18 protein-coding genes are annotated in these 18,787 nt (G+C 62.8%); 8 read left to right on the top strand and 10 right to left on the bottom strand.

Translation table 11 applies throughout. The features are described from left to right. Positions 1-267 precede the first annotated feature (267 nt). Positions 268-1,038, top strand: coding sequence for a 3-hydroxyacyl-CoA dehydrogenase (locus tag ACEQZD_RS01320; RefSeq protein WP_067606119.1), 771 nt, complete (start codon positions 268-270; stop codon positions 1,036-1,038). Here ACEQZD_RS01320 and ppnN read toward each other — a convergent pair. Next, positions 1,035-2,402 carry a nucleotide 5'-monophosphate nucleosidase PpnN gene (gene ppnN / locus ACEQZD_RS01315; RefSeq protein WP_370183494.1) on the bottom strand — a complete coding sequence of 456 codons (1,368 nt, stop codon included), beginning with the start codon at positions 2,400-2,402 and terminating at the stop codon, positions 1,035-1,037. The genes ACEQZD_RS01320 and ppnN overlap by 4 nt on opposite strands. 350 nt (positions 2,403-2,752) lie before the next feature. Here ppnN and ACEQZD_RS01310 point away from each other — a divergent pair, with 350 nt between their 5' ends. Continuing rightward, on the top strand, positions 2,753-2,986 hold the full coding sequence (locus ACEQZD_RS01310; protein WP_370183492.1) for a hypothetical protein: 234 nt from the start codon (positions 2,753-2,755) through the stop codon (positions 2,984-2,986). 2 nt (positions 2,987-2,988) lie between these two features. On the opposite strand, the gene dinB is transcribed toward ACEQZD_RS01310, so the two are convergent. Next, complete coding sequence (gene dinB / locus ACEQZD_RS01305; protein ID WP_194856655.1) at positions 2,989-4,077, bottom strand: DNA polymerase IV; 1,089 nt, start codon at positions 4,075-4,077, stop codon at positions 2,989-2,991. A gap of 62 nt (positions 4,078-4,139) precedes the next feature. Here dinB and ACEQZD_RS01300 point away from each other — a divergent pair, with 62 nt between their 5' ends. Then, positions 4,140-5,834 (top strand): FAD-dependent monooxygenase, encoded by a 1,695-nt coding sequence (locus ACEQZD_RS01300; RefSeq protein WP_370183489.1) that lies wholly within the window; start codon positions 4,140-4,142, stop codon positions 5,832-5,834. Positions 5,835-5,877: 43 nt separating this feature from the next. On the opposite strand, the gene ACEQZD_RS01295 is transcribed toward ACEQZD_RS01300, so the two are convergent. The 3 genes from ACEQZD_RS01295 to ACEQZD_RS01285 form a co-directional block, all read right to left on the bottom strand. Further along, on the bottom strand, positions 5,878-7,584 hold the full coding sequence (locus tag ACEQZD_RS01295; protein WP_370183488.1) for a trypsin-like serine protease: 1,707 nt from the start codon (positions 7,582-7,584) through the stop codon (positions 5,878-5,880). A 114-nt stretch (positions 7,585-7,698) separates the two neighbouring features. Next, positions 7,699-8,856, bottom strand: a complete 1,158-nt coding sequence (locus ACEQZD_RS01290; protein ID WP_142948166.1) for a Fic family protein — start codon at positions 8,854-8,856, stop codon at positions 7,699-7,701. A gap of 177 nt (positions 8,857-9,033) precedes the next feature. After that, positions 9,034-9,984: a GGDEF domain-containing protein gene (locus tag ACEQZD_RS01285; RefSeq protein WP_370183485.1), complete on the bottom strand. Its 951-nt coding sequence runs from the start codon at positions 9,982-9,984 to the stop codon at positions 9,034-9,036. Positions 9,985-10,090: 106 nt separating this feature from the next. On the opposite strand from ACEQZD_RS01285, the gene ppc reads away from it, so the two are divergent. Further along, on the top strand, positions 10,091-12,760 hold the full coding sequence (ppc, locus tag ACEQZD_RS01280; RefSeq protein ID WP_370183483.1) for a phosphoenolpyruvate carboxylase: 2,670 nt from the start codon (positions 10,091-10,093) through the stop codon (positions 12,758-12,760). A 69-nt stretch (positions 12,761-12,829) separates the two neighbouring features. Here the strand turns inward: ppc and ACEQZD_RS01275 are convergent, their stop codons facing one another. Together ACEQZD_RS01275 and ACEQZD_RS01270 are read right to left on the bottom strand one after the other, a co-directional pair. Next, positions 12,830-13,114, bottom strand: a complete 285-nt coding sequence (locus ACEQZD_RS01275) for a type II toxin-antitoxin system RelE/ParE family toxin (protein ID WP_142948168.1) — start codon at positions 13,112-13,114, stop codon at positions 12,830-12,832. Next, positions 13,104-13,343: a type II toxin-antitoxin system RelB/DinJ family antitoxin gene (locus tag ACEQZD_RS01270; RefSeq protein ID WP_142948169.1), complete on the bottom strand. Its 240-nt coding sequence runs from the start codon at positions 13,341-13,343 to the stop codon at positions 13,104-13,106. Before ACEQZD_RS01270 ends, ACEQZD_RS01275 begins: the two co-directional genes overlap by 11 nt. Positions 13,344-13,604: 261 nt before the next feature. Between ACEQZD_RS01270 and ACEQZD_RS01265 the strand changes: the two genes are divergently transcribed. The 3 genes from ACEQZD_RS01265 (at position 13,605) to ACEQZD_RS01255 (ending at position 16,322) form a co-directional block, all read left to right on the top strand. Then, entirely contained in the window at positions 13,605-14,330 is a 726-nt protein-coding gene (locus ACEQZD_RS01265) for a dienelactone hydrolase family protein (RefSeq protein WP_335629152.1), read from the top strand. 309 nt (positions 14,331-14,639) lie between these two features. Continuing rightward, a complete protein-coding gene (locus ACEQZD_RS01260) occupies positions 14,640-15,344 on the top strand; it encodes a transposase (protein ID WP_370183481.1) in 705 nt (234 codons plus the stop codon). Between the two features lie 273 nt (positions 15,345-15,617). Then, positions 15,618-16,322 carry a transposase gene (locus tag ACEQZD_RS01255; RefSeq protein ID WP_142948172.1) on the top strand — a complete coding sequence of 235 codons (705 nt, stop codon included), beginning with the start codon at positions 15,618-15,620 and terminating at the stop codon, positions 16,320-16,322. A gap of 141 nt (positions 16,323-16,463) precedes the next feature. On the opposite strand, the gene ACEQZD_RS01250 is transcribed toward ACEQZD_RS01255, so the two are convergent. Then, positions 16,464-16,775 carry an addiction module antidote protein gene (locus ACEQZD_RS01250; protein WP_067606020.1) on the bottom strand — a complete coding sequence of 104 codons (312 nt, stop codon included), beginning with the start codon at positions 16,773-16,775 and terminating at the stop codon, positions 16,464-16,466. After that, positions 16,772-17,074 (bottom strand): type II toxin-antitoxin system RelE/ParE family toxin, encoded by a 303-nt coding sequence (locus ACEQZD_RS01245; RefSeq protein WP_335629153.1) that lies wholly within the window; start codon positions 17,072-17,074, stop codon positions 16,772-16,774. Before ACEQZD_RS01245 ends, ACEQZD_RS01250 begins: the two co-directional genes overlap by 4 nt. A gap of 669 nt (positions 17,075-17,743) precedes the next feature. Here ACEQZD_RS01245 and ACEQZD_RS01240 point away from each other — a divergent pair. Next, positions 17,744-18,397: a hypothetical protein gene (locus ACEQZD_RS01240; protein ID WP_335629154.1), complete on the top strand. Its 654-nt coding sequence runs from the start codon at positions 17,744-17,746 to the stop codon at positions 18,395-18,397. Positions 18,398-18,438: 41 nt separating this feature from the next. Here the strand turns inward: ACEQZD_RS01240 and ACEQZD_RS01235 are convergent. Next, positions 18,439-18,787: DUF4351 domain-containing protein (locus ACEQZD_RS01235; RefSeq protein WP_370183478.1), on the bottom strand; the 349-nt coding region annotated here is incomplete at its 5' end.

Here is an 18,787-nt window from a genome sequence, read left to right as displayed (position 1 = left end):
GCCAGGTGCCAGCGCGGCGGGCTGACTTCCGGACAGGCCTGCAGGCCCATGTCCTCGGCGGTGAGCGGCTCGCACAGGGTCTCGCTGAACGCGCGGGTGTCGGCCAGGCGCCGGGCCAGGCCGGCATGCCGTGGTTGCGTCTCTGGCTGGCTCATAGGGGGTTCCCTCTCGCTCTTCATTAACAAGAATGCGTATCTCCCTGAGCGGAAGCAACAATGTAGCCCCGGGTTTGCGTGGTTATACTCAAGTTTTACACAAGGAGACAGTATGAACATCCAAGGTAAAGTCGCCGTGATTACCGGTGGGGCCTCGGGCCTCGGTCAGGCCACCGCCGAGGCGATCATCGCCAAGGGCGGCAAGGTGATGATCCTCGACCGTGATGAGAAGAAGGGCCCGGAAGTGGCCGCCGAACTGGGCGAGAACGCCGCCTTCGTGCAGACCGACGTGACCGATGAAGCGTCCGTGCAGGCGGCCATCGACGCCACCAAGGAGAAGTTCGGCGCCATCCACGTGTGCGTGAACTGCGCCGGCGTGGGCTCGGCGATGAAAACCGTGGGCCGCGAGAACAAGCCCCACGACCTGGGCGTGTTCAACATGGTGGTGCAGATCAACCTGATCGGTACCTTTAACGTGGCGCGCCTGGCGGCGGCGGTAATGGCCGAGAACGAACCCGGCGAAGACAACGAGCGTGGCCTGATCGTCAACACCGCGTCGGTGGCCGCGTTCGACGGCCAGGTGGGCCAGGTGGCCTACGCCGCCACCAAGGGCGGCGTGGTCGGCATGACCCTGCCCATCGCCCGTGATCTGGCGCCGCTGGGCATCCGCTGCAACACCATCGCCCCGGGCATCTTCAACACGCCGTTGATGAACGCCGCCCCGGACAAGGTGAAAATGCCGCTGATCGAAATGACCCAGTTTCCCAAGCGTCTCGGCAACCCGCCGGAATACGCCGCCATGGTCTGCCACATGGTGGAGAACACCTTCCTCAACGGCGAGACCATCCGCTTGGACGGCGGCATCCGCATGCAGCCGCGTTAACCTTCCAGGCGATAGCAAGGCTCGTAGTGGCTGCCGGGCAGCTTCATGCGGCTCTGCGCCACGAACGACTGCAACAGCACATCCATCTGCGCCATCAGGCCCTTTTCGGCGGTAAGCCGATAGGGGCCGTGTTCCTCGATGGCGCGGATGCCCGCCTCTTTCACGTTGCCGGCGACGATGCCGGAAAACGCCCGCCGCAGGTTGGCGGCCAGATCGTACACCGGCAGGTCGGTGCGCAGCGCCAGCGCGGCCATGGCCTCGTGGGTGGGCTCGAACGGCCGCTGGAAGTCCTCCGGCACGGTGAGACGCCAGTTGTAGTAGAAGGCGTCGTCGTGCTCGCGGCGGAACTCGGTCAGGTCGCGCACCCCGTCACGCATGGCCAGGGCCACCGCTTCCGGGTCGTCGACGATGATCCGGTAGCGCTTGGCGGCGTCCTCGCCCAGCGCGTAGCGGATGAAGGTGTCCACCTGGCGGAAGTAGTCGGCGCTGTCCGCCGGGCCGGTGAATACCACCGGCAGCGGGATATCCTGGTTGGCCGGATGCAGCAGCACCCCCAGCACATAGAGGATTTCCTCGGTGGTGCCGACGCCGCCGGGGAACACGATGATGCCGTGGGCCACGCGCAGAAACGCCTCCAGGCGCTTCTCGATGTCCGGCATGATCACCAGCTCGTTGACGATCGGGTTGGGCGCTTCCGCGGCGATGATGCCCGGCTCGGAAATACCCAGGTAGCGGCCCTGGCGGCGGCGCTGCTTGGCGTGCGCCACATGGGCGCCTTTCATCGGCCCCTTCATGGCGCCGGGCCCGCAGCCGGTGCAGATGTCCAGCTCCCGCAGCCCGAGCTGGTAGCCGACGCTCTTGGCGTAGTCGTACTCTTCCCGGGAAATCGAATGCCCGCCCCAGCACACCACCAGATTGGGCAGCTCGCCGGCGTGCAGCACCCCGGCGTTGCGCAGAATATGGAACACCGCGTTGGAAATGCCGGTGCTGTCGTCCAGGTCGAAGCGGCCGCCGTGCTGGATTTCGTTGGCCACGTAGACGATGTCCCGCAGCACCGCCGACAGGTGCTCGCGGATACCGCGAATCATGCGCCCGTCCACGAACGCTCCGGCCGGGGCGTTATCCAGCTTGAGCATCATGCCGCGGTCTTCCTGGATCACCTGGATGTCGAAATCCTTGTAGGTCTCCAGTACCTGGCGGCTGTCGTCGGTGGGGGTGCCGGCGTTCAGCACCGCCAGGGCGCAGCGGCGCAGCAGCTCGTGCAGGCCCTTGGAGGAGGTGTCGCGCAGGCGCTCCACTTCCTGTTGGCTGAGAACTTCCAGGCTGCCCTCGGGGGCGACGATGGTCGATACCGTAGCGGTCATTGATAATCCATTAGCGAATGCGAGTTGAACGTTGAGGGGCGCAGTATAGCCCTGACCCCGCTGCCAAGCGTAACGGGCCGGCCGTGGGCCACAAGCCGCGGGCGACACGCCGGCGGCGGCCGGGGCCCGCCCCTGGGTTGAGGCCCGTGGTTTGCGGCCGTTCCCGGCGTTGTAATTTTTTACATCATTTCATCGCCGTGCCGCCCGCGTGACGATGCGCGCCGGGCCGGAGTAGGCCACTATAGAGCCATCAGGTCAGGCCCGCGTCGGCGTTCGGTGAACGCTGTCACCGAACCGTCACGACCGGCGCCTAGCCTACCCGCGAGTATGAGCCAATCCTGGAGTGCGGCATGCTGCTCAAATATTTGAACGAATTGGACCAGGCGGTGCGTGAACTGGACCAGCACCCGGCCCCCGAGTCCCTGGCGCACTGCGCCGAGTGTGTACGGGTACTGGAAGAGTACCTGGATTCCCAGATGGAACCGGTGGCCCGGCGCGGCCGCGAGATCATGGCCGAGATGGTACCGGCGTCGCTGTACGCCCGCCTGCACACCCCGGCCCGTCCCGCCCTCGCGGCGGTGTGAAGTCACTGGCGCCGGTCGCGTAGAGCGCGTTCCCGTTCCTCGGGGAACAGGTCCGGCTGGCGCGGTGATTTGAGGTCACGCAGCCGCAGGCCGATGCCCAGCAGCCGGGCCGGCGCCGGGTGGCGCTCCCAGAGCTGGGTCAGCAGCCGTTCGAACACGGCGCGATCCAGATGCTCGCCGCTCTGGTCGGCGCTGACGATGCGGAAGTCGTTGTAGCGCACCTTCACGGTCAGGCCCTGCACGATGTAGTTGGCGTCCAGCCGGTCCACGCGCCGTTCCAGCCGCTCCAGCAGATCGTCCAGCTCCTGCAGCCAGTGGGTCAGCGTCTGCTTGTCCTCATGGTAGGTTTTTTCCACGCTCACCGACTTGCGGCGGCGGCTGGTCTGCACCGGCCGGTCGTCCTCGCCCCGGGCCAGATGGTAGAGCCGTTCGCCGAAGCTGCCGAAATGGTTGGCCAGCTCCAGCCGGGGCAGCGTCTGCAGGTCGCCGCAGGTCTTGATGCCCAACGCCGTCAGCTTGTCCTCGGTGACCCGGCCGACGCCGGAAATGCGCTTCACCGGCAGCGCGGCGACGAAGCCGGCGACCTGCTCCGGGGTGATCACGAACAGCCCGTCCGGCTTGCGCCAGTCGCTGGCCACCTTGGCCAGGAATTTGTTCGGCGCCACCCCGGCGGACACGGTGATGTTGACGGTCTCGCGCACCTTGCGGCGGATCGCCTCGGCGATGCGCGTGGCGCTGTTGGCGTGCAGTGGGCTCTCGGTGACGTCGAGAAAGGCCTCGTCCAGGGACAAGGGCTCGATAATATTGGTGAAGGTGCGAAAAATGTCCTGAATTTGTCCGGACACGCGCCGGTATTTATCGAAGTCAGGCGGTAGAATCACCAGCTCGGGACACAGCCGCAGCGCCTGGGACGAGGCCATGGCGCTGCGCACGCCGAATTCTCGGGCCGGGTAATTGCAAGTGGCGATAACGCCGCGCCGCTGCGGGTCGCCGCCCACCGCCACCGGCCGGCCACGCAGACGCGGGTCGTCACGCACTTCCACGGCGGCGTAGAAACAGTCGCAGTCCACATGGATAATTTTGCGGCTCACGGCGGTTCGCGGCTCCACTGGCAGGGCACAGGAGATGAAACACCTATGGTAGCACCACGACCATGATCACGGGATCCAACGCCCCCAAAGTATTGATTGTCGGCGCCGGCCCCACCGGCCTGACCCTGGGTATCAATCTGCTGCGCGGCGGCGTGCCGTGCCGGGTGATCGACAAACTGCCCGGCCGGCTGCCCTGGTCACGGGCACTGGGCCTGCACGCGCGCAGCCAGGAGATTTTCGACGCCATGGGCGTGCTCGATGCGGTGCGCCGCCAGGCGCGTGCGTTCGAGGCCATCCACGTGTACGGCGACAAGGGCCGCGACAAGGGCGCGCTGCTGAGCCTGCCCATGGACGAGCTGCCGTCGCCGTTCCCGCGGCTGCTGTGCTGCCCCCAGCCGCGCATCGAGGCGGTGCTGGAAGAGCGCTTCCGCAGCCTCGGCGGCGAGCTCTGGTGGGACACCGAGCTGCTCGACTTTCAGCAGGACGGCTCCGGTGTTCAGGCGCGAGTGCTACAGCGCGATGGACAGGGCCGGCATGGCGAAGAACGCCAGTTGCAGGCGGACTTGCTGGTGGGCACCGACGGCGCCCACTCCCGGGTGCGCGAACTGCTGGGCCTGCCGTTCGTCGGCAACGACTACCACGAGCGCTTCCTGCTCGCCGACGTGGACTGGGTCCCGGACCTGGAGAACGACGCCTTCCACGGCTTCCTGCTCGCCGACGGCAACCTGATCGCCATCCCCATGCCCGACGACGGCTGGCGGCTGGTGGTCACCGAGGAGCCCGGCGAAGAGACCGAAGAGGCCGAGCCGGACATGGCGCTGTTCCATGAGCGCATCCGCGAGGCCCTGGGCGACCAGGCGCCGCTGCCCGGCGAGCCCCGCTGGCTGAGCCGCTTCACCATCCAGCGGCGGCTGGTCAGCCACTACCGCCGTAACCGCATTCTGCTCGCCGGCGACGCCTGCCACGTGCAGAGCCCGCTGGGCGCCCAGGGCATGAACACCGGCATCGCCGACGCCTTTAACCTGGCCTGGAAGCTGGTGCTGTTCTGCCGCGGGCACGGCGGTGGGGCGCTGCTGGACAGCTATCAGCGCGAGCGGCGGCCGGTGGCCGAGGACATGCTGCGTGGTGTGGATGCCTTGTCACGGGCGTCGTTCGTGCGCGCCAAGGTGCTGCGCGGCGCCCGCGACTCGTTGCTGCGTCTGGCCGGCAACCGCCCGCAGCTGGGCCGCCGGCTGGTGCGCCGCGCCAGCCAGCTGGACGTGCACTACCGGCACTCGCCGCTGGTGGACGCCGGGCCCGACGCCGACCTCGGCTGGCGCCACCAGGGGCCGCTGCCCGGCGACCGGGTGCCGGACGCCCGTCTGCAGTCGCAGCGTGACGGCTCCCCGCGCCGGGTGCAGGCGCTGCTGCGCCAGCCCGTCCACCATCTGCTGCTGCAGCTGGGCGGCGAGCCGGACCACCGCGCCCGCGTGATCCTGCACGCGCTGCTGTCGCGGCTGCCGGACGAATACCTCAATGAACTGCGCGTCACCGTGATCAGCCGCGACGGCTTCGAGCTGGACCGCTCCGACACCAGCGCCGGCCGCGCCCACCTGTGGCGCGACCACGACGGCGAATTCGAGCAGGCCTTCGGCACCGGCAGCCGGCTATGGCTGATGCGCCCCGACGGCCACCTCGGCTACCGCGCCCCGCTCACCGACGCCGACTACCTGTTCGCCTACCTCGAGCGCCTCTTCCACACTAACGTCGGCTTGTAGGAGCGGGCCAATGTGGGAGCGGGCAGGGCCTGCTCCCACAGGGTTAGTGCCGCCGGCGCAGGCCGGCGAGGCCGATCAGCGCCAGCAGAGCGCCCAGCGCGCCGCCGCCCCCACCGCCGCCGCCACCACCATCGCTGCTGGAGGTGGCCTGTTGTCCGGCGTAATTGAAGGTGACGCTTGTGCTGTTGTTGTCGGCGGGGAAATCCCCGTTCTCCGCACTGACCGTCGCGCTGAATGTGCTCTCGCGAGGTGTGGAAGTGCTGAGCGTAAACCGGGCGGTCACTGTCTGCTCGGGGCCGAGTGAAGAGACTAGAATGCAGGGATCGGCCTGGCAGTTGGCGCTGCTGCCGGTGATGGAGGTGTTGTCTGGTGGCGTCACGTTCAACTCAACCTGATTAGCGACCGCGCCATCCAAATAGGAAAGGTTCTTCACGGTGACTTCGATCGTCGCTTGGCCGTTGTTAGCGCTGTCCGCTTCCGCCACCACTCGCCGTGCGGTAACGCTCAGGTCCGCCTGGTCGGAAAAAATCACGGGGATTTCCCGATCATTGTTCTTTATGCGGTAATCGTCTTCATCCGAGGATGAATTGAGAAATAGAGTGCCCTGGCCCGGCGAGGCGCTGAGGAAGCTCCGCTCTACAATGAAGTCGCCGCTGCTGCTCGCTCCGGGGGACAGTTGAGCCGCTACTGTACAGCTGGTGCCTGAGCAGCCGGTCCAGTCCGTCGTCACATCCAGGCCGCTGTCCGTGTAAGAAAAGGATGGATCGTTTGCCGTTCGGATCAGGCTATCGTTAGTCAGGCTGGCGGTGATAGTCACTGAGGTATCAGGCGCCGTGTAGTAGCGGTCACGGCCAGTGGTGAAATTCAAATCCACCAGCGGCTCGCCCAAAGTAACGCCAGCGTTCTCAATGAAGTCGATTTGTCCGGACACATCTGTATAAACGGTCGGTCGTTGGCTGGCGCAATCGGGCGTGCCGAAGCTGGTCAGGCCTACCACATAAGGAGCCGGGTCCTCACCCAGGAAGAGCGGGCCGCCGCTGTCGCCCTGGCAGGTGTCCTGGCGCTGTTGGTTGATTGGATTCAATTCGACCGCGCACAGCATCTGGCCGCTTTCGAGTTGAAAGTTCCAGGCTTCGTTGCAAGTATCGAAGTGGACGTAATCCAGCTGCACTTCCTGCAACCTATCGGATAGCTGTGGGTCACCCGGGTTGGTGACACCCCAGCCAATCGCGGTTAGCGCCTCATCACGGCGCGATTGATCCAGCGTTTCAAGAGTCTGGCGATGTGATTCATCAGCCAGACTGGGGAAGATGCCCGGGCTCACAGGGCTGCTTAAGCGTAACAGTGCAATATCCCGACCGACGGTGAACAACGCATCCGCGTCGTTTTGTTGTTCGGGAGGTAATTCAAAGGAATCAACCGCCCTGGCCGCGCTGGGATTTTGGCGTGGATTGGAGCCGCTACCAACCCAAACGGTGAGCAAGCCCGCATTGGTGACTCGGCGTCCATCTTCATCGAAAAAACAGTGAGCCGCTGTGACCACCAGTTGTTCAGTCAGCGCCATGCCGCTGCAGTAGCCCGCTGTTTCGTCGTTCGGGTCATCATCGATCTCTATGAGTGCCGCCCAGGGCCAGTCCCCGGTGGCATCCTCACCACCGATAATACGCGGCGAAGCTTCCTGGGCCCCGGCGGCGGCGCCCAGCGAAAGAAGTGCGGGCAACGCCGCGCAGGTGATCAACCAGCGAACCATGACTTTTCCTCGGATCCGACCCTTTTACACGAGCATACCGCCTAAGCGCGGGCGGTGCGTGATCAAACCGTTACCGTTTCGTTAATACAACAAACGGCCGTGCTTTCTTACCGATCAGGTGGGGCCACTCAGGGTGGAGGGGATGTAGCCCTCGTCGGCAAGAGCCTGAATGACGCCACGGATCAGGTAGTTGTTGGTGAAGCCGACAGTGTACTGCCGGGCGTTTTCAGCGATAGGACGCAGCATGCCGCTGTTGACCAGTCGACGAATCTGATAAGTCCTTTGGCCGGCTTTCAGCTTTGGCATGGCGGGTACCAAATCGGAGGATTTAACGACGCCGTTCTGTACCGCGAGCGACAAGATGTTTCTTTCAAGGGCGGTTATCAGTTGCCGATCTTTGGCATGGTTCAAGGCAGGGTAAAGGATCCGTTCCTTGAGGAAGCCGTAATCGGTTAACTGGTCTACCTTGCGGAGTTCGTCCAGCACACCGGTCAGCACATAGGTACACCACCGTTCCAGGCCCTCTTGCGTGCCGGTATCCCCAACTCCCAGCATGCGGTAGTAGAGGTCACGGTCGTTACAGAATACGGCTGTTGGATTGAGAATCCGGCCTGCCATGGAGACCTCGAACCCATATTTTATCAGTAGCGCATAGGTGAGCAGGCGCACTACTCGACCGTTGCCGTTTCTGAATGGGTGGATCCAGCCAAACCGGTGGTGGGCCAAAGCGACTTTCATCAGGTCGTATTTCGGTGGGTCATCTTTGTTGATAAAACCAACCAACTCTTCCATGTAAGCGGATACCTGCACGGCATCAGGTGGCAGATGTTCTGAGGCGGCGATGACTACGCTTCCCTCACGGTAAGCGCCGGGTGTTCTATCACCTTCTTCCGTGAGCTGTTCTACGGTTATGGCGTGGAGTTCGCGGATCAGTATTTCTGTAATGGGGGTCTTCTCAGTGACGGCCTTATCGATATACGTCATAGCCTCTTCGATATTGGTGACTTCCCGAAGCTGCTCACCGGGCTGGGCCGCCCCTTGAACCTTGCTGTCCACGTAATCCGCGAGCGTGGTGTGATTCCCTTCAATGCGGGCGGAACCGAGGCTTTCGAGCATGTGAAACAGTGTCTTCAATTCGAAGAAGACCGGATAGGGTGTGGTGCCTTCCAGGCGTAGACGCCGCAGATGTTCCAATTCGTTAAGAACATCCACCAGCGGCGAATCAAACGAGGGATTCAACAGAGACAGATCGAAGTGCTTGAAAGAGGGCATCCTGACCTCGTTAAGTTCAATCCCGGATTGAGTTAAGTTCAAAAATTAAATATAAAACCCTTTAAATCAAAAGGTTATGAGGTTTACCGGGATTCAATATATCGAATATCCGTCAAGAGTATCTTAACTGGAGGTGGCGCGATAGCCACCTGAAGAAAGAAGGTACGGCCGTGCCGCTCAGGCGAGCGGCGAGGCGTGGGCGAGCCAGTGGTCCTGGTCGTCGCGGGTGCGGGGCATGGCGGTTTGCAGGTGGTAGAGCACCTGTTCCAGGGCGGCGTTGGCGCTGTTCAGGGTCATCACGGCGGCGCGCAGGCCGGGCTGGCGTTCGCGCAGGTCGGCGAGCACCCGTTCGGCGGCGCCGGTGGCGGTGCTGGGCAGCAGCAGCGCCAGGTGATCGTCGTCGTAGCGGGCGATCACGTCGCTGCGGCGCAGCCGCTGGCTGACGGTTTCGGCCAGGGCGTTGATGTCCGGGTGGTGAACCAGTACCAGGGTCAGCGGCGAGGAAAGCCGGTCGTGCAGCGGGATCAGCCAGCCGGCGGTGCTGGTCAGGGCGGTGCGGCTGATAAAGCCGGTCTGCGGGTCGCGCCAGGCGGTTTCCACCGCTTGCCGGGACAGCACCTGGTTGCGCCAGATCATCAGCCCGAAATAGAGCATGCACACGGTCAGGGCGGCGAGCAGGAACAGGCTGGCGGAGGCGGCGGTCTCGGCGCCGCTGGCGCTGTAGCTGATGCGGATCGGCATGACGATGGCCAGCACCACTTCGGCGGCGGCCAGCATCACCAGAAAACGCTTCAGCCCGTGCAGCAGGCCGTTACTGAGCACCGCCAGGAACAGCAGCGCCATGGTCGGCGGCGGTTCGCCCCCGTCGAGCAGGATCACGATGCCGAGAATCACCAGGTCCAGGCCGGACGCCAGGATGGTGGCGTGCGGCACCCGGGCCACCAGAAACAGCAGTTGCAGGGCCAGGTAGCTGCCGGCCAGAATCCAGGGCGTGGCCGTCGGCACCGCGAAAAAGAAGCCTTCGGAGTGATTGAAGTAGATCACCGCCAGGACGGCGAACAAGGCACGGGCCAGATACTGCAGTACGATGACGCCCTGTTCCGTGGACACGCGCGGGGAAGTTTCCATGAGTGGCGATGTTCCTTAAAGCAATGCGGGCTATGTTGCGTCACCTCCCCGACGGAATAAAGATACAGTCGGGTGTAAAGTTGTAAAAACGATACCGGGAGTGAAGATGTCGGTGGATCAGGATCAACACGCGCCGCTGCGCGACAATGTACGTCTGCTGGGCGAAGAGCTGGGCGCGGTGCTCCGGGAGCAATCCGGCGAGCGATTGTACGACACCGTGGAAACCATCCGCCAGGCGGCGGTGGAAAGTCGCTCCGAAGGGGAAATGGAACTGACCCGTTTGCGCGGTCTGCTCGACCCGCTGGACGACGATACGCTGCTGGAAGTGGCGCGCGCGTTCAGCCAGTTTCTCAACCTGGCCAACATCGCCGAGCAGCATCACCGCGAGCGTCTGCACCGCCGCCACGAGCGTTACCCCGGCGACCCGGACACCGACCAGGGCCTGCGCCAGGTGCTGGCGGAGCTGAAGCAGAAGGGCATCGAGCCGCAACGCATCCGTGAGACGTTGACGCCGCTGTCCGTGGAGCTGGTGCTCACCGCCCACCCCACCGAGGTGACCCGCCGCACTCTGATCCGCAAATACGACCAGATGGCCGATCTGCTCGCCGAACTGGACCGCCCGGACATCAACGCCGAAGAGCACCACGGTCTGCGCCAGCGCCTGCGCGAGCTGATTCTGTCCGCCTGGGCCACCGACGAAATCCGCCGCGAGCGGCCCACCCCGGTGGACGAAGCCAAGTGGGGCTTCGCGGTGATCGAGCAATCGTTGTGGAAAGCGGTGCCCCGGGTAATGCGCGACATCGAAGCGGAGCTGGGCCAGGCCGGCATCGACGCCCTGCCCGCCGACTGGGTGCCGATCCGCTTCGCCTCCTGGATGGGCGGCGACCGCGACGGCAACCCCAACGTCACTGCCACTGTCACCCGCGAAGTTTTGCTACTGGCTCGCTGGATGGCCGCCGACCTCTACCTGCGCGACGTGGAGAACCTGCTCGCCGACCTGTCCATGCACCGCGCCAGCGACGAGCTGCTGGCGCGCACCGGCCCCAGCCACGAACCCTACCGGGTGGTGCTGCGCGGCGTGCGCGACCGCCTGAAAATCACCCGCCGGCGCATGGAGGCGCTGGTGGAAGGGCGCCCGGTGCCCGAGGGCGAAGGCTTCACCGAAGGCCGCCAACTGCTCGACGAACTGTTATTGCTGGACCGCTCCCTGCGCGCGGTGGGCCTGGGCGCGATCGCGGACGGCGAGCTCAAGGACACGCTGCGGCGCCTCAACTGTTTCGGCATCACGCTGCTGTGCCTGGACGTCCGTCAGGAATCCACCCGCCACACCGCCGCCCTGGACGCCATCACCCGCTACCTGGGCCTGGGCGGTTACGGCGAATGGGACGAGGGCCAGAAACAACGCTTCCTGCTCGCCGAGCTGGAAAGCCGCCGGCCGCTGGTGGACGAGGCCTTCTACCGCAGCGACCTGTGCGACGGCGACGTCCGCGAAGTGCTGGAAACCTGCCAGGTGATCGCCGAGCAGGGCCCGGAAGGCCTGGGCGCCTATGTCATCTCCATGGCCAAGACCTCCTCCGACGTGCTGGCGGTGATGCTGCTGCAGAAGATCGCTGGCGTGCGCCGGCCGATGCGCGTGGTGCCGCTGTTTGAAACCCTGGACGACCTGAACAACGCCGGCGACACCATGGCGGCGCTGCTCGACATTCCGCTCTACAAGCACAGAGTGATCGACGGTCAGGAAGTGATGATCGGCTATTCGGATTCCGCCAAGGACGCGGGCTTTTTGGGCGCCGCCTGGGCCCAGGTCAGTGCCCAGGAAGCGCTCACCGAAACCTTCCAGAAACACGGCGTGCCGCTGACCCTGTTCCACGGCCGCGGCGGCTCCATTTCCCGGGGCGGCTCGCCCACCCGCATGGCGCTGTTGTCGCAGCCGCCGGGCTCGGTGGCGGGGCGCATCCGCGTCACCGAGCAGGGCGAAGTGATCCGCTTCAAATACGGCCGCCCCTCGGTGGCGGTCTACAACCTGGAGCAGTACGTGGCCGCCACCCTGGAAGCCACCCTGGTGCCGCCCCGCGAACCGGACGCCGAGTGGCGCGCGCAAATGCAGAAGCTCACCGACGTCTCCGTGGCCGGCTACCGCCAGGTGGTCCGCGAAGACCCGGCGCTGGTCAGCTACCTGCGCACCGTCACCCCGGAAACCGAGCTCAGCCGCCTGGCCCTGGGCAGCCGCCCGGCGCGCCGCAAAACCGGCGGCGGTATCGAGTCGCTGCGCGCTATTCCCTGGGTGTTCGCCTGGACGCAAATCCGCCTGATGCTGCCCGCCTGGCTGGGCACCGGCGCGGCCCTGGAAGCCGCCCTCGACGACCCCGAGGATCTCGCTACGGTGCGCGACATGGCCGAGCGCTGGCCGTTCTTCCAAGGGGTGGTGGACATGCTGGAAATGGTGCTCGCCAAGGCCGACCCGCGCGTCGCCGCCTGGTACGAAGAGCGCCTCACCGACGACCCGGAGCAAACCCGCCTGGGCGACGTCCTGCGCCAGCGGCTGGCCTCCACCGTGGACGCCCTGCACCGGCTCACCGGCCGCGAGGACCTGCTCGACAACAACCCGGTGATGCGCTGGTCGATCCGTGTGCGCGACCCCTACACCGACCCGCTGCACCTGCTGCAGGCCGAACTGATGGCCCGCCTGCGCGACCGCGACAGCGACCCGGTGCTGGAAAGCGCGCTCATGGTGACCATCGCCGGCATCGCCGCCGGCCTGCGTAACACCGGCTAACTCGAGATCAGGTCCTGCCTTTTGTTCCGATGAGGCAAAAGGCAAGACCTGACCCCTTTGGCTTGTAGTTCAAAGTCGATGTCTGACCTTTTGATAAGCCTCACTCCGCTCTCTTTTACCGATCGCTACCACCCAAACGATGACTTCATGATCAATCACTTGGTAAATCAACCGGTATCCGGAAGCCCTGAGCTTGATTTTGTAGCAGTTGCTTAGCCCCTGGAGCCGATTGGCCTCGACGTGAGGTTCCTCGAGTATGAGAGCCAGCTTCTTTTTGAATTGCTGCCGAACCGTATCTCCCAGTTTGCGCCATTCCTTTAGCGCCCGTCGGTCAAACTCCAGGTCATAAGTCATCCAACGACACCTTCACCCGTTGTGGCTCCCTCAGCCGCTCGCGGGCAATGGCCAGCAGTTCTGCGTCTTCCTCCGTAAGGAGTACATTCTTAAACGGCAGCTCGCCGCTGTCGGCGACGTACTGCAGAGTCTGGCGCAGTAATTCGGAAGGCGTGACGCCGAGTTTCTTCAGCTCCTCGAAGGCGCGGGCTTTGAGCTCATCGTCAATTCGAAGATTGATGGTTGCCATGTCGTGTATACTCATATGTAATCTCAGATGTAATTACGTTAGTCCTTATTCGGCTACCTTTCAAGAATGGCACCTTTTTGATCCGTCTAATCTAGCTCGTCACGCCGAACCAGTGCTGTAAGCCATGGCTGAAACGAGGGTAGGAGAAATCGGGAAAGTACCCAGGGAGCCGGGTAGGCCAATAGCTCGCCGACAGGCTGGCGCGGCGGCGCGAGTGGGGTAGGCTTGGCGAAAACAAAGGCGTTACGCCAAGGAGTGACCATGAGCGCCCAGGATACCCACGTCACCGTACCCAACGGCCACCGCATGCGTGCCCGCTGGTTCCTGCCCGAGCAGCCCAACGGCCTGAACGCGGCCGTGGTCGTCATCCACGACATCTTCGGCTTCAGCGACGACCAGGCGCGCATCGCGCAGCGGCTCGCCGACAACGGCTACCCGGTGCTGGCGCCGGATCTCTACGACCGGCCCGGCGCCAAAAGCCTGTGCGTGGTGCGCACCCTGCGCGACCACGAAGCCGGCCACGGCGACGCCTTCGACCAGCTCGACGCCTGCCGGCAATGGGTGCTGGAACAAACCGATCAGCCGGTCACCAAGGTGGCCATGATGGGCTTCTGCATGGGCGGGCGCTTCGCACTGCTGTACGCCGCCCGCGGCACCCTGCAGGTGGTGGCGCCGTTCTACGGCGGCGTGCCCCGCAAGGCCCGCGCGCTCACCGGCATCTGTCCGGTGGTCGGCGGCTGGGGCAAAAAAGACCTCATCTACGGCCACCACGGCGAGCGGCTCGCCGGCCACCTCACCGAACTCGGCGTCGAGCACGACATCCAGACCTACCCGAACGCCGGCCATTCCTACATGAACGACCACCAGACTTTTCTGTTCAAACGCATGGCCGACTACAGCCCGCTACGCGCCAAATACGACCCCGATACCGCCGAGAACAGTTGGCGGCGGGTGCTGGCGTTTTTCGAGAAAACGCTGAGCGCATAAAGCGCGTACCGGCTCACATCCTGACAGGCGTCAGGCTAAAATCGAACTTTTTCCAAAAAAGTATCAGGAAATAAAAACAAAATTCGAATGACGCATTTGAAATAAGCATGGTGGCCAAATGCCATGAGATGCCTTCAATAAAGAGCGCAGACGTTCTTTCCTAAATGTCTGTCCCCTTTTGTAAGTGCAGGAAAACCTTGATAAAAAAGGGGACAGAGTAATTTATTTATACCTCTGAATAATTTATTTCTTCACGTTGTTTAGATAGACTCCCGTACAAATAAAAGCGATATATAAAGAGGGGTAAAAATGCCAAGGATGAGGCGCACGGTGGTGCCTGACTATCCTCATCATATCCTTCAACGGGGGCATAACGGACAAGAGGTATTCAAGGATGAAGAGGATTACCTTAAATACCTGACGGATCTGCGAGAGTTAAAAGAGAAGTGGCACGTTAAGGTATACGGGTGGTGCCTGTTGCCGGAGCAAGTCCACATGCTGGTTGACCCGGGTCCAAACCCTGACATGTTGAGCGAGTTGATGAAAGCGCTGGCGGCACGCACCACGCGCCACCGCAACCGCAAGGATAAACGCAGCGGCACGCTCTGGGAGAGCCGTTACCGCTCCAGTGTGGTTCAGCGCGGCTCCTGGACGCTCGCCTGCCTGCGCTATCTGGAAAAGCGGCCGGTCCTGCTGGACCTGGCCACCGCGCCGTCACGGTTTCCCTGGACCAGTTTCGGCATGCGCATGGGCCGCGACGAACCGGCCTGGCTGGATCACCCCGAAGAATTCCTCGAGCTGGCCGACACCGACCAGGAGCGCCGGCAGGTTTACCGTCTTTTCATGGAACAACAAATCCAGGACCAGGAAGCCGGGCTTATCCTGGGCGCCGCCATGCGCAACCAGCTCACCGGCGACAAGCAGTTCACCGACGAGGTGGAAAAGATCACCGGCGTCCGCGTCAGCATGCGTGGCAGAGGGCGTCCGCCCGGCAAGCCGCGCGAGTCCGAATAGCCATATACAAGAATAGATATTTTGTTTCTTAAAGCGCTGGACCTTCGGGAAAGGCGTGAAGAAAACGTCAGTAAATCACCGAAAAGGGGACGCACAACTTTTAAGGGAGTGCGTCCCCTTTTTCGTAACTGACTGTTTTAAATGGAATTGCTCAACTTCTGACATGGTTTCATTTTTTGAAAACTATGTTTTCACGAAATTTTGTTCAGACGCCAGTCCCAGGTCGGATAGGGTGAAAATCAAACTCAAAAACGAAAGCAAAAAGGGGGATTTATGCCTGGCAAGGACCGCCTTCTACTCGCCGGCCACCCGCACCATCTGGTGCGCAAGAGCCAAGGGAATGAACCCATCTTTCTGGACGAAGCGGACTACAACCATTGCCTGGGACAGATCCGCAAGCTGAGCCAGGACTACAACCTCAGCGTGCACGCTTACTGCCTGCTCCCGGACCGCATCCACATCATCGCCACGCCGCACGGCGACCCCACCGATCTCTCCACCTTCATGAAAGCGCTGTCGTGCCGCACCTCTCTACGCCGCAAGAACCTGCACGGCCGCAGCTCCGCCTGGGAAGTGCGTTACCGCTCCAGCCCGGTGGAACCGGGGCAGTGGCTGCTGGCCTGCATGTGTTACGTGGAGCGCCTGCCTGTCATCCATGAGCTCACCACCTCCGCGTACCACTATCACCTCAGCAGCTATCGCATGCGGCTCGGCAAGACCGACCACTACTGGCTCAAAGACCCGGAGGAATACGCTCGCCTGGGCAGTTCGATCCAGGAGCGGGCCGAAGCCTACCGCACCTATATGAGCAACGGCCTGGATCGCAGCGAGGAGGCGATGATCGATACCGCGGTACAGCGCTGCCGGCTAACCGGCTCGATCCGGTTCGTGAAAGAGGTCTACCGGGAGTACGGCATACTCGGCATCAACCGGGGCCCGGGCCGGCCGCGCAAGCGCCGCAAAAAACCGGACGGCTGAAATGCTGACAAAGCAGGGCAGAAAGGCGGGAAAACCGTGTTAGAAAGCTGGAAAAGCCGCATTTTGCGTGTTTGGCAACGAAAGTTGCGAGTAGCGCAAATACAGTGAGCGCCCGTGTTCTTACCTGTCGGGTATTAGAGGTCAGGCGATCTTGTCGGGCACGGCCTGCAAGTGTACGCCGAGTGCGTGCAGTACCTTCATCAACGTCGAAAAGCGTGGATCGGCACCAGGGCGCAATGCCTTATAGAGGCTTTCGCGGCCCAATCCGGTTTGACGTGCCAGGTCGGTCATGCCGCGAGCCCGGGCGACATGACCAATGGCGGCAAGCAGCTCTTCATGATCGCCCTCTGCCAGCACCTGCGTCAGGTATTCGGTGATCGCTACATCGTTGTCCAAAAACTCGGTAATATCGAAAGGGCGTAAACCGAGTTCTTGTGAGGTTGATGATTTCATGGTTCTCTCCTGATGGCCGCCGCCATCTGTTTAGCGGTTGCAATGTCGCGCCTTTGGCTGCTTTTATCGCCACCCACCAGCAATACATAAATGGCTTCGCCTGTCTGCAGGTAGTACACCCGGTAACCTGGGCCCACGGGAACGCGCAGCTCATGCACTCCTTCTCCCACCGGTTTGTGATCACCGAAATTACCTTGTTCGGCCCGGCTGATACGTCTCAGGATCGCCATGCGGCCGCGCTCATCCTTGAGTCGGTGCAACCACTCCCGGAAGGCCTGTGTGGTAATCACGGCATTCATGCAGCACCTGTATCCAGTAAGATACAATAAGCGCGCCTTTCTTTGCCACCCATTTTTTGGGCTCCGTTAGTCGTCATTGTCCACCTCCTTGCGTTGAGGAAGCAGGGTGCCACTGGCGTTAGCGGTCTGGCTGTGGGGAATGGCGGGAAAACGTGTCAGTGATTCGAGATCGTATTTGTAAGGAACCGGGCGGGCAGTCCAGACGAAGGGTAGCTACGCGGTAAGAAGGGACCACTTTGCGGCCCGTCACGGCTAGAACTGGCAAAGCAGGGCCAAAAAGCGGGAAAACCGTGTCAGAAAGCTGAAAAAGCGCCATTTTGCATGCTGCGCAACGAAAGTTGCGATCCGTGCAAAAGCAGCGAGGAACCATCCTGCGGAAGGCGCAGGCGAGGTGTCTTGAGGTCAGCCGGGTTGTCTCGGCTGTCGGGTCGGTAATTATTGCAAGTGAAGGCGAAGTGAGCGCGACAAAGGCGAAAAAGGGACGGACAATTATAAAAATAACGCAGAAGAAAATCGTAACTGACTGATATTAAGGGCGGTTTTTAAAATGGCGAAATCCTGGCAAAAATATTAATCCGTCCCGCCGCCGAAATTCTCTTCATACATCGGGCGGTAAGAGGGTAGGCTCCATAAAAACGAACCCAAAAAACAACGGAAATAGGGGGAGTTATGCCCGGCAAGGATCGCCTTCTGCTCGCGGGCCACCCGCACCACCTGGTGCGCAAAAGCCGTGACCAGAAACCCGTCTTTCTCGACGAAGCCGACTACACCCACTGCCTCGGGCAGATACGCGCGCTGAGCCAGCAGTACGAGCTCGCCATCCACGCCTTCTGCCTGCTGCCCGGCGGCCTGCACATCCTGGCCACGCCGCTGGGCGACCCGGGGAACCTGTCCCGGTTTATGAAGGCGCTCAGCTGCAGCGCCTCGTCGCGGCGCAAGAGACTGCACGGCGCCACGTCCGTATGGGAGGTGCGCTACCGCTCGAGCCCGGTGGAGCCCGGGCAGTGGATGCTGGCCTGCATCTGCTACATCGAGCGCCTGCCGGTGACGCAGAGGCTTGCCTCGTCGGCGTATCACTACCACCGCAGCAGCTACCGCATGCGGCTGGGCAAGACCCATCAGTACTGGCTGGAAGACCCGGAGGAGTACACCCGTCTGGGCGGCAGCATCGAAGACCGGGCCGAAGCCTACCGGATGTATATGAGTAACGGGCTGGATCCTCACGAAGAGAAGATGATCGACACGGCGGTGAAGCGTTGCCGGCTTACCGGCTCGCGGCATTTCGTGAGAGAGGTGTACCGGAAGTACGGGGTGCTGGGCTAGCAGCGAGGGATCAAAAAGCAGGCCAAGCCTGGCGCTACTGCCTACTGGAATAGATCGTCCACGCTGGTGGCATCCAGAACGCGGTCAGCCAGATGTTCCAGCTCGGCCTGAGAGGCGTTCTGCAGGCGCAGGCGAAGCGTGGGGGGCACGGTGCCGAAGCGGTGTTGTACCTGGCGTAGAACCAGCGTTCGTTCGCCGTCCAGACGGCCCTGCGCCACGCCCGCGAGACGCTGACGCTCTTTCCATTCCTCGAACCGGTTGGTGATCATCTCGTACGCCTCCTGCAGATCGTGCATCTCGGGGAAGGTTTCGCCGGGAAACCATTTGGGGAGCCGGCGGCGCAGCCATTCCAGGTAAGCCCGGCGTAAGCCGGCCTGTTCCGGACCTGAC

The organism is Alloalcanivorax sp. (assembly GCF_964221125.1).
Classification (GTDB): Bacteria; Pseudomonadota; Gammaproteobacteria; order Pseudomonadales; family Alcanivoracaceae; genus Alloalcanivorax; species Alloalcanivorax venustensis.
The sequence above is the reverse complement of the archived record's forward strand: the minus strand, read 5'-3'. Positions and strand labels throughout refer to the sequence as shown.